Origin of the sequence: Rhodopirellula sp. UBA1907 (assembly GCF_002337565.1) — a bacterium.
In the GTDB taxonomy this organism is placed as follows: Bacteria; Planctomycetota; Planctomycetia; order Pirellulales; family Pirellulaceae; genus Rhodopirellula; species Rhodopirellula europaea.
In genome coordinates this window covers 77,872-88,506 of the sequence record NZ_DDGH01000072.1, presented here as the reverse complement: position 1 = coordinate 88,506, position 10,635 = coordinate 77,872, and the positions used below count along the sequence as shown (strand labels likewise).

The following is a 10,635-nucleotide window of genomic DNA, read 5'->3' as shown; positions in this document are numbered from 1 at the left end:
CTTGCGAGCACAGCACTTAAAAACTGCACGACCTCCTCGTCGGGCGGGGTTCTCAAGACGCTGCTGGCACAGCATTTAAGAGTCGCACGACCGCTTTGCGGCCGGGCCTCAGACTACTCGACGCGACCGGCGGCCCAGAGCATGCCGCGGACCAAGTTAGCCAGGAACACTTCATCCTGGAACGTTTCGTTGGAGTGACCATAGGTCGTTCCGTAAACGCGAGCGTCGCCGTATTGGTTGGTCCAAATGACGGGATGCGATTTTCCATCACGCTCGCTTTTGGATGTCGCCAAAACGGTCGTGTTGGGCCAAACCTTTTCGATGATGTACAGCTCGTCCATCGCGGACACGTGGGCGGCGGGATACTCACGCATCACCGGATGGTCTTCCGCGACCACTTTGATTGGGTAGTGGCTTTGGTGATCGTGGCGGCGGCTGGTCACGCCGAGGAACTCGCGCCAATCATCGATTTCCGCGTCACGATAGGTGTGCATCGCACAGTGAATCACCACGGCGGGAACGCCAGCGTGGTGGGCTTTTGTGATTTGGCGGATGTAATCGGGGTTGGTCGTCGCGGCGAAGCATTCGTTGTGAATGACGACGTCGAACGGTTTGGCCCAATCTTCATCGCCGTAGAAGTCGATCTCGGCTTGGGTGCCTTTGCCACCATCGTTGACGACGGTCCATTTGGCTTCGACGCCGGCTTTCGTCGCCGCCATCTGGATGGCTTTGGCTTGGAAGTCGTAATCGTGGCAGCAACCACTGGTGATGATCAGGACACTTAGCGAATCGTCGGCTGATTCGGCTTTGGATGTGTCGTCTGCGGAGGCGAATCCGGAGAAGAGGACTGCGGATGCCAACAAAAAAGTCGCGGCGAAACGCCGCGACAGGGTGGAGTGAGAGGTCATGCTCAGTTGTTCTCTTGAAGTTCGACGGTGTCCATGACTTTCGTGTTTCGCTCGATCGCGATCACGGTGGTGCGTTGGCGAAGACCATCGCGTGTTTCGGCGGTCACGGGAAGTACCTGACGTTTGTCGGGGAATTCCATGCGAACCGTGAAAGCACCATCGTTTTGCAGTTTGACGGGATGTCCGCCCACCATCACCGAGGCGGTTGGGTCGGCTTTTCCAAACACGATCAGTTCGGCTTCGACATCCAAACGCAGTTTGGTTTGACGCAGCAGCGAGGGATCGCCGGTGGTCGAGCCCGAATCGTTGCGATGAGGCATCTTGCGTTGAAGACGCTCTTCGAAGACTTCTCGCAGATCGTTGCTGCGGGATTCGTAACCGCCGCTGAGAGCGTAGATGCGCTCGTAATCCTCAGCGATGTCCTGCCAGTGTTCGTCGAGACGTTGGCAATCGCCGGGCACGGGGGTTTCGACCACGTTGCTGCGGCACAGGCAGTGGAATTCACCGTCGCTGGCCAAGTATCCGATTGCGACGCGGTAGCGAGACGGCGGGTTTTGGACGTCGACGTACCAGTTGCTGACTCCGCCATGCACGGTGATATCGCGGGCAACCGTTTCGGCACTGTTGCTGGTCACGTCACCGACGGCCAACAAACGCAGCGTTGGAACGGCGGTGTGCCATTTTTCGGCCATCGCCGACTGAGCACGTTGGACGCTGGTTTGGGTGATCTCCCAGCTGGCCTGCAACCAATAGGCGTCGCGAACGACCAGGACGATGCGATCTTTGTGAGGAGCATCAGCACGGTGACGCTGCGCACCGTCGGTGACGGCGGATCCGGCAACCAGCGTTCCGGTTGATAGATCCTTGTGTTTTTGAACCAATTCGCGGCGGCGACGCATCTCAGCCCGGATGCGTTCGGTTTTCGCGGAAACCTTGGGTTCGGTCAGGTCCGTCATCGGTGCGTCCGGGCGAGTTCGCACGGTCGTTTTTGGTTTGCTGGTGGCAGATTTGCGAGCTGGAGACTTGGTGGGAGCCTTGCTGCTCGTTGTGGAGCGAGATTTTTTGGCGGCGGCTCTTGGCTCGCTAGGTTTGGAAGTGCTTTTCGCCTTGGCGGATCCAGCACCGGCCCCTGCCCGGCTTTTCTTTGCATCGCTGGCGGCTTTTCGGCGCAAGCGTTGCTGTGCCTTCTTGATCTCACTGATCAAGTCATCTTTCCGCATCGAGTGCCAACCTGTGATTCCGTAGTTCTTGGCGATTTCAGCCAATTCGCGACGGGTTTGCGACGGTAGATCAACAGTACTAATCAAGGTGGGCTCCTCGAGATGAACGCCTCACTGAACACCCCAAGGTTGGGGGCCGGAGAGGCGTGAATGGTTGATTTGAGGCAACAGATTGATGCCAAAATTCACCCAGGCATAATGCTGGGGAAGGAGGCATAATCGGTTAGTGATCGCACCTTAACGGGGGAATCTGCTGCCCAACTATTATGGCAAGGGGATGCTCAATGTTCCAGTGTCCGATTGGCGAAAAGCCGGATTGAGAAGCGAAAAGACGGACCCTCGGATGACAAAAACCCTCTGATCGTCCAATCTTTGCACAGTTCGAGCAGAACGAATTGGCGAAGCATTGGGTGAGATCATGTTCGCGACACTATAACTGACTCGCTGAGAAAATCGAGCAAACAGCTTAGGAGAGGGGGGTTGGCATGAGTGATCCAAAGAAACGAAACGGCGATGGCGGCAACACGCAGCCGATGCTTCGGTTGGCCTCCGCGGGGTTCGAATTGGCGTCATTTCCCTTGCTGCTGGGCGCAATGGGTTACTACTGGCTCGATCCATGGATGGGGAACGAGACCCCGTATATCGCAATCGCCGGAGTTTTGGTCGGATTCTGTTTGGGGTTCTACCGGCTCATCTTGATGGTGAATCAGCTTCCGTCTTGAAATCAGCCTTTGGAACGTGTTTGGCACGCTCATTTCTTTAAAGACGGGCTGTTGATTGAAAGAACCGTACCGCGTTGGCGGCGGTCAACGTTAGCGGCGGTTAATCAGACGCCAAATGGGGCTACTACCCATCGGTAATTGTTGTCATTCAATCACACGACTAAATCAACAGCCCGTAGGCGGTGACAATTGACGCAAGCGAGTTCGAGCAGAGTTATTTTGATCACGGTTGCAGCGATCACCGTGGTTTGGCTGGTGTTGTGCCTGTTGGTGATCGCGGTGAGCTTTGTTGAGAACGCGATTTCGCCAAATTCGACCTGGGGCATTGTGTCGCTGGTCAGTCCCTTTTTGGTGTGGCGAAAGTTGGCGATCGCGAGTTGGGTGATCGCTTTGGCCTCGGTCTTTCCGCGATTGATGTCGGTCCAGATCAGCACAGACCGGTGGCTGGCTACGCAAGGCTTTCTGGCTGGGATGCTGATTCGGATCAGCGGGACCGTTGCGTTGCTTTTGGTCAGTAGTTATTACTTGGACGCTCCCGAGACTTGGACCGCCGGCTGGGTGCTGTTCTGGCATGTCAGTTTATTGGCCGTCGAAGTCATTGTGATCGCACGGTTCGCTCACCGTGACGGTGCCTGAAATCATCCCGACCCAATTTCATCTGTCATGTTGCCATTCTTAGCCGCAGCCGGTCACGACCCGACTGATCACGCGATTCCGCACGCGTTGCATGGTTCGCCGTTGCTCAAGATCCCGTTTGGTGGCGAAGGCACCGACATACCTGCTTTGGGAGTTCGCGACGGGTTCTATCAGTTCTTCATCACCAATCACTTGATGATGTCGGCTTTGGTGGGTTTTCTTCTCATCGTGACGGGTGTGTTGTGCTCCCGGAAGATTAGTATCTTTCACGGGGAGGGACTGGGGCGTTATCAAACCCGCGGTCGGTTGTCTCAGTTATTCGAAACGATCTGTGCCTTCATACGCGACGAGGTTGCGTATCCAAACTTGCACGGGCTGACGGACAAATACATTCACTACATTTGGACGGTGTTCTTCTTCATCCTGTTTGCCAATATTTTGGGTGTGATCCCATTCGGTTACATGTTGGAACTAGTCACTGGCAATGACGCCTATTCGCATTGGGGCGGCAGTGCGACCGGGAATTTGTCGCTCACCAGTGTCTTGGCTCTCACCTCTTTGTTCGCAATCATTTTCATCGGGATTCGAGAAACCAGCGTCAAGGACTTTTTCAACCACTTCAATCCCATCGGATGGGATGGCGGCATACTGATGCTGCCGATTGCTTTGATGCTTTATGTACTTGAATGGCTCAGTTTGTTGATCAAGTGCTTCGTGCTCGCGATGCGGTTGTTCGGCACGATGATGGCAGGTCACTTGGTTCTCGCAGCATTTGTTGGTTTGATCTTCGCTGCGGGTGAAGCGAGTAAGGGAATGGGATACGCGGTCAGTGTTCCAGTGGTCTTGGTGGCAACGTGCTTGACGTTGTTGGAGTTGTTTGTTTGCTGCTTGCAGGCGTTCATCTTCACCTTCCTGACAGTGCTGTTCATCGCCGCGATGGCGACTCATGAACACGACGAACATTTGGACGACGACCCGCACGCAATGACGGACGCCAACCAAATGGACCCAGACAAGATTTTTGACCCCAGTCGCATCAGTCCAGCCGTGGGTGCCAGTCATCCAGCGGGTGCCTGATCGGTTTTGAAAAACCCGCGACGGTCGACTTGAATGAACGGAAAGCGATGTGGCATTTTGTCGCTCGTTTTCAAGGCTCAGAGCACGACGAAATTGCCCTGAGTCCGCAAACTGTTTTGATTCGCGCCGTCAGGCGTTCGGGACCGAAACCTTTTTCGGCTCCTTTCTGACGAAACTACAGCAGGGTGGCATGACGGTTCGACTTAGTTGGACTATTCTTCCGCGTACAAAAAACACCTTTCCCCTTTCACTCGCTCAAAATTCTTACGGAGCAATCAGAAGATGTTAGAACTGGCAATGATGTTGGCCCAAGAAATCGCTTCCTACGACTTCGGCCGCATGGGTCTGGGGATTGGAATCGGACTGATCATTATCGGTGCCGGGCTGGGCATCGGGCGTATTGGCGGCAGTGCCGTCGACGCGATGTCACGTCAGCCTGAAGCTGGTGGACGCATCCAAACGGCGATGATCATTGCGGCAGCACTGATTGAAGGTGCGACCGTTATCGGTTTGGTTTTCATTCTGTTGTGCCGCGGCTAGGTCGAATTTGATGAAACGCTTGCTTGCAATCAGCTCGCTTCCTTTGCTGGCTTCACTGATGTTGTTGGTGGTTTCACCTGCAAGTTTTGTGTCAGCACAAGATAAAGTGACCGTGGTGGACGCTCATGCGGACGCGGCGGACAGCGAAGATGGCGATCACGACCATGATCACGAAGGTGATGACCATGGGCACGATGAAGCCGCCGGAGACGAACATGGTCACGGCGACGCGGAACATGCAGCGACTCCTCTGTTGTCGTTCGACGGTGGGTCGGCCATTTGGAACCTGATCATCTTCCTGTGCGTCTTGGCGATTCTGTCTAAATTCGTTTGGCCAGCCGTCCTGGGCGGTTTGCAGGCTCGCGAAGAAAAGATTCGCGAAGATTTGGAATCGGCTGAAAAGGCCAGTGCCGAAGCGAAGCAAATGCTGAGCGATTACCAGTTGAAATTGGACGAGGCAGCCAGCCAAGTTCAAACGATGCTGGCAGATGCTCGTCGTGACGCCGAAGCAAACGGTCAGAAGATTGTCGATGCTGCCAAAGTGGAAGCCGCCGCTCAACGCGAACGAGCTTTGTCGGACATCGAGAATGCAAAGAAAGTTGCGATGGCTGAAATGGCCGGACAAACGTCCAATTTGGCCATGCAAGTCGCTCGCAGTGTCGTCGGTCGCGAATTGTCGGCTGACGATCACGCGGATTTGATTCGTCAATCGATGGAACGGCTTCCCAGCCAGAACTAACGCCTTTGACGTGGTCAAACTTCCTTCCCTGAAATTCCTACGACGCTCAACCGACGAGACCCCCAACGTGTCCGAAACCGCCTCGCATTCCACCGTCCTTGACGTCGGCGCCGAAAAACTCGGCAAGACCTACGCTCGGGCGTTGCTCGCTGCGACTCAAGCGGATGGATCCACCGATGCGGTTGTCAGTGATTTGAACGCGATTTGTGACGAAGCTTTGTTGCACAACCCCAAGCTGCAACTCGCATTTCAATCGCCGCAAATCGACGCTGACGAAAAATGCCGAGTGGTGGATCGTTTGTTTGGTGGGAACAGTCATCCAACCTTGGTCAAGCTGATGAAGGTGATGGCCAAACGTGGTCGACTCGGTTACTTGGTCGCAGTTCGCGATGCGGCGGTCGAGTTGTTCGACGAAGCCGCAGGACGAGTCGTCGCGGAAGTTCGCACGGCGGTTCCAATGACGGAACAGCTTCGTGGTGAAGTCACCCAACAACTTTCCAGCCGCTTTGGCAAAACCGTTCGCCTTCGTGAGTCAGTCGATACCGGACTGATCGGCGGAATGGTGATCCGAGTCGGCGACACCGTTTTTGATTCGTCAGTCGCCAGCCGGTTGGACAAGCTCGGCAAGGCCGCTGCGGCTGGTTTCGCTCGTCAATTGATCGAACAGTCGGATCGATTCAGTTCATCGTCGTGATCCAACGCGGCGACTGAACTTCCACCCCAAAACATTTACGCACAAACCACCATCGGAAAACACGGTACGGTCCAGTGAAATTCAATAGCGACGAGATCGCCTCTGTCTTGCAGGCCGAGATCGAACAGTTCGATAACAAAATTGACGTCCGCGAAGTCGGAACGGTCTTGGAAGTTGGTGACGGGATTGCTCGCGTCTACGGCCTGTCTGGCGTCATGGCCGGTGAAATGGTCGAGTTCGCCAACGGATCGATCGGTCTGGCCTTCAACCTGGAAGAAAACAGCGTCGGGGTCATCATTCTGGGTGACTACCTGACGATCGAAGAAGGTCAAGAAGTCAAAGCACTCGGAACGCTGTTGTCCGTTCCAGCCGGCGATGCAGTTATCGGTCGCGTTCTCGATCCACTCGGGAACCCACTGGACGGCAAAGGCCCCGTCCAAACCGACATCACTCGCCCGGTGGAAATCATCGCGACGGGCGTTGCTGAACGCAAACCGGTGACCGAGCCTCTGCAAACCGGTATCAAGGCCATCGACTCGATGACCCCGATCGGACGCGGTCAACGCGAACTGATCATTGGTGACCGAAAGACCGGAAAGACCGCTATCGCGATCGACGCGATCCTGAACCAAAAGGGTCAGGGCGTGAAGTGTTTCTACATCGCCATCGGTCAAAAGGACTCCGCCGTTGCTTCGGTCGTCGACGTCCTCGAGCGTCACGGTGCGATGGAATACACCACCGTCATTGCCGCCGGTGCTAGCTCGCCTGCTCCTATGCAGTACGTGGCTCCTTATGCCGGTACCGCGATGGCAGAACACTTCATGTTCAACGGCGGACACGCCTTGGTCGTCTACGATGACTTGTCCAAACAAGCCACCGCGTATCGCCAAATGTCCTTGCTGATGCGTCGCCCACCAGGTCGCGAAGCTTACCCCGGTGACGTTTTCTACTGTCACAGTCGTTTGCTCGAACGTTCGTCGAAGTTGTCCGATGAGCTCGGTGGCGGTTCGATCACCAGCCTTCCGATCATCGAAACGCTCGAAGGCGAAGTTTCGGCTTACATTCCAACCAACGTGATTTCGATCACCGACGGTCAAATCTACGTTCAACCTGACTTGTTCTTCTCGGGCGTTCGTCCCGCTATGAACCCTGGTATCAGTGTTTCTCGCGTGGGTGGTGCCGCTCAAACGAAGGCCATGAAGAAGGTCTCCGGCGGTTTGCGTCTTCAGTTGGCTGCCTTCCGTGCTTTGGAAGCATTCGCCCAGCTCGGTACCGACTTGGATCCTGCGACCCAGGCCGAACTGGATCGTGGTTACCGCATGGTCGAGTTGCTCAAACAACCTCAGTACCAACCGCTATCCGTTGCTGAGCAAGTCATCAGCATCTATGCCGGTACGAACGGTCACCTCGATGACGTTGCTGTCAAAGAAGTGCAAAGGTTCGAGAAGGAATTGTTGCAATACGTCCATGACAAGCACAGCTCGTTGATCAGCGATCTGACCGCGACGCCAGCCTTGAGCGATGAAATCGCTGAACGCATCGTTGCGGCGGTCAAAGAGTTCAAGACTGTCTACAAACCCGCCACCCCTGCAGCCTGAACCCGAAAGGCGGAGTGATTCATGGCCAACGCACGTGCCCTCGATAAACGACGCAAGTCGATTCGCAACATCCGCAAAATCACGCGGACGATGGAGCTGATCGCAACGGCTCGGTACAAAAAAGCAATGGACCGCGCTGCCGCGGCCACGGCTTACACCGAGCAGATCACCAAAATTGTCTCGCGGCTCGCTGATGCCGGGTTGGACGTGCAGCACCCGCTGTTGGAACAACGCGAAAAGATCAACACGACTCGCGTTCTGGTTCTGGCCAGCAACCGTGGTTTGTGCGGCGGATACAACGCGTCGATTTTGCGAACCGCTCTGCCCCGCATCAAATCGCTTCGCGAATCGATTCCGAACGTCATCATTGACGCCAGCGGCAAACGCGGTGTCAACGGTTTGAAGTTTCGTGGCATCGATACCGAACAGCAGTTCCTGCAGTTCGAAGACCAACCTGCATACGACGACGTCGAGAAGATCGCTGAAGGTTATTTGGCCGAATACATCACCGGCAAAATTGACCGGTTGGATGTCGTCTACACCAAGTTCATCAGCACATCGAAGCAAGAGGCCGTGATCGAAACTTTGCTTCCACTTGGTTCACTGGCCGATGAATCGGATTCCGATTCGGCTGGTTCAGACGACACCAATGCCGAATACGAATTCCTTCCATCAGCGGAAAGCATTTTGGAAGAGGTCGTGCCGACCAGTTTCAAAGTCAAGTTGTTCAAGTGTTTCCTGGATGCTGCGGTGAGCGAGCAAGTCGCTCGAATGATCGCGATGAAGGGAGCCACCGAGAGTGCTGGCGACATGATCAAACAGTTGTCGATGACCTACAACCGAGCCCGTCAAAGTCAAATCACCGGCGAAATCATGGAAATCATCGGCGGTGTCGAGGCCCTGGAAGGCTAATGCCCTCGGGCAGCTTGAGAGCTTCTAGCGACTTGCCACTAGCTACTTGAGACATCGATTTTCAAATGACGAATCGTCACAGCAAACACACCACCCCATTCAATTCATAAGCTAATTGCTAGTAGCTAACCGCTAGGAGCTTCTCCCTCATGTCCACTGCAACCGCCACCGGCCGCGTCACTCAAGTCATCGGTTCAACCTTTGATGCCGAGTTTCCTGAAGGTCAACTGCCAAAGATCTACAACGCTTTGACAATCCAAAGCGAGCACAAAGGGGTCACGATTGACCTGACCGGCGAAGTGCAGCAACACCTCGGCGGTGGTCGCGTTCGTGCGATTGCTTTGGGCTCGACCGAAGGCATGATGCGAGGCATGGACGTCGTCGACACTGGCAAGCCAGTTTCGGTTCCTGTCGGAAAAGCCACCTTGGGCCGCGTCTTCAACGTTCTCGGTCAACCCATCGATAAACGTGGTGATGTCCAAGCCGACGATTACTGGCCCATTCACCGTCAAGCTCCTCCCGTCAACGAACTGTCGACGAACACGGAGTTGTTCGAAACGGGCATCAAGGTTGTTGACCTTTTGACCCCGTTTGTTCGTGGTGGTAAGGCTGGTTTGTTCGGTGGTGCGGGTCTGGGCAAGACCGTGATTCTGACCGAGCTGATCGCTCGGATTGCATCGAGCCACGGTGGTTACTCGGTCTTCGCCGGTGTGGGTGAACGAACTCGCGAAGGCACCGACCTTTGGTTGGAAATGCAAGAAACCGAGATCGGTTCGACCGGCCGCAACGTGATCGAGCAAACCTGCATGGTGTTCGGTCAGATGAACGAGCCACCAGGATCACGTCTTCGTGTTGCTCTGTCCGCACTGACCATGGCGGAATACTTCCGCGACACAACCGGTGCTGACACGCTGCTGTTCGTCGACAACATCTTCCGCTTCTCACAAGCCGGATCGGAAGTGTCCGCACTTCTCGGACGGATGCCATCGGCTGTGGGTTATCAGCCCACACTGGCAACCGAAATGGGTGCTCTGCAAGAACGGATTACTTCGACCAAGCAAGGTGCTATTACATCGGTGCAAGCCGTTTACGTGCCTGCCGATGACCCGACTGACCCCGCTCCGGCCACGGCGTTCGGTCAGCTCGACGCGTTCATTTACCTTGAGCGTTCGATTTCGGAAAAAGGGATTTATCCCGCCATCGACCCGTTGGCTTCGAACTCGCGAATTTTGGACCCTCAGTACGTCGGTGACCGTCACTACACGATCGCTCGCCGCGTTCAAACGATCTTGCAACGTTACCGCGAACTGCAAGACATCATCGCGATTCTCGGTGTGGACGAACTCAGCGAAGAAGACAAGACCATCGTTCACCGCGCACGCCGCATCGAACGATTCCTGTCGCAGCCCTTCCTGGTCGCAGAAGTCTTCATCGGCAAACCCGGTGAGATCACGTCTCTCGAAGACACGATCCGCAGCTTCGAGGGAATCTGTGACGGCAAGTACGATCACTTGCCCGAGCAAGCGTTCATGTATGTCGGTGCGATCGAGCAAGCCGAAGAGCAAGCCAAGAAGATGGAGTCCAAGTAA

The 10,635-nt window shown here is 55.3% G+C and carries 11 protein-coding genes; 9 read left to right on the top strand and 2 right to left on the bottom strand.

All coding sequences use genetic code 11. The features are described from left to right. Positions 1-113 precede the first annotated feature (113 nt). Together B2R17_RS15720 and B2R17_RS15715 are read right to left on the bottom strand one after the other, a co-directional pair. Positions 114-908 (bottom strand): ThuA domain-containing protein, encoded by a 795-nt coding sequence (locus B2R17_RS15720; protein ID WP_008658875.1) that lies wholly within the window; start codon positions 906-908, stop codon positions 114-116. 2 nt (positions 909-910) lie between these two features. Beyond that, positions 911-2,215, bottom strand: coding sequence for a DUF4912 domain-containing protein (locus B2R17_RS15715; RefSeq protein ID WP_286764722.1), 1,305 nt, complete (start codon positions 2,213-2,215; stop codon positions 911-913). Between the two features lie 398 nt (positions 2,216-2,613). Between B2R17_RS15715 and B2R17_RS15710 the strand changes: the two genes are divergently transcribed. From B2R17_RS15710 to atpD, 9 genes are all read left to right on the top strand, one after another. Next, positions 2,614-2,850 carry an AtpZ/AtpI family protein gene (locus B2R17_RS15710; protein WP_008658873.1) on the top strand — a complete coding sequence of 79 codons (237 nt, stop codon included), beginning with the start codon at positions 2,614-2,616 and terminating at the stop codon, positions 2,848-2,850. 219 nt (positions 2,851-3,069) lie between these two features. Further along, positions 3,070-3,486 carry a hypothetical protein gene (locus B2R17_RS15705; protein ID WP_286764721.1) on the top strand — a complete coding sequence of 139 codons (417 nt, stop codon included), beginning with the start codon at positions 3,070-3,072 and terminating at the stop codon, positions 3,484-3,486. Between the two features lie 27 nt (positions 3,487-3,513). After that, positions 3,514-4,563, top strand: a complete 1,050-nt coding sequence (atpB, locus tag B2R17_RS15700; RefSeq protein ID WP_286764720.1) for a F0F1 ATP synthase subunit A — start codon at positions 3,514-3,516, stop codon at positions 4,561-4,563. Positions 4,564-4,845: 282 nt separating this feature from the next. Further along, the gene (atpE, locus tag B2R17_RS15695) at positions 4,846-5,103 is read left to right on the top strand and encodes an ATP synthase F0 subunit C (protein WP_286764719.1); all 258 of its coding nucleotides are present in this window, start codon (positions 4,846-4,848) and stop codon (positions 5,101-5,103) included. Positions 5,104-5,113: 10 nt separating this feature from the next. Further along, on the top strand, positions 5,114-5,842 hold the full coding sequence (gene atpF / locus B2R17_RS15690; RefSeq protein WP_286764718.1) for a F0F1 ATP synthase subunit B: 729 nt from the start codon (positions 5,114-5,116) through the stop codon (positions 5,840-5,842). Between the two features lie 10 nt (positions 5,843-5,852). After that, a complete protein-coding gene (gene atpH / locus B2R17_RS15685; protein WP_414707338.1) occupies positions 5,853-6,536 on the top strand; it encodes an ATP synthase F1 subunit delta in 684 nt (227 codons plus the stop codon). Between the two features lie 74 nt (positions 6,537-6,610). Further along, the gene (gene atpA, locus B2R17_RS15680; RefSeq protein WP_007337274.1) at positions 6,611-8,134 is read left to right on the top strand and encodes a F0F1 ATP synthase subunit alpha; all 1,524 of its coding nucleotides are present in this window, start codon (positions 6,611-6,613) and stop codon (positions 8,132-8,134) included. A gap of 21 nt (positions 8,135-8,155) precedes the next feature. Then, positions 8,156-9,046: an ATP synthase F1 subunit gamma gene (gene atpG, locus B2R17_RS15675; RefSeq protein WP_008662709.1), complete on the top strand. Its 891-nt coding sequence runs from the start codon at positions 8,156-8,158 to the stop codon at positions 9,044-9,046. 149 nt (positions 9,047-9,195) lie between these two features. After that, the gene (gene atpD / locus B2R17_RS15670; RefSeq protein WP_007327184.1) at positions 9,196-10,635 is read left to right on the top strand and encodes a F0F1 ATP synthase subunit beta; all 1,440 of its coding nucleotides are present in this window, start codon (positions 9,196-9,198) and stop codon (positions 10,633-10,635) included.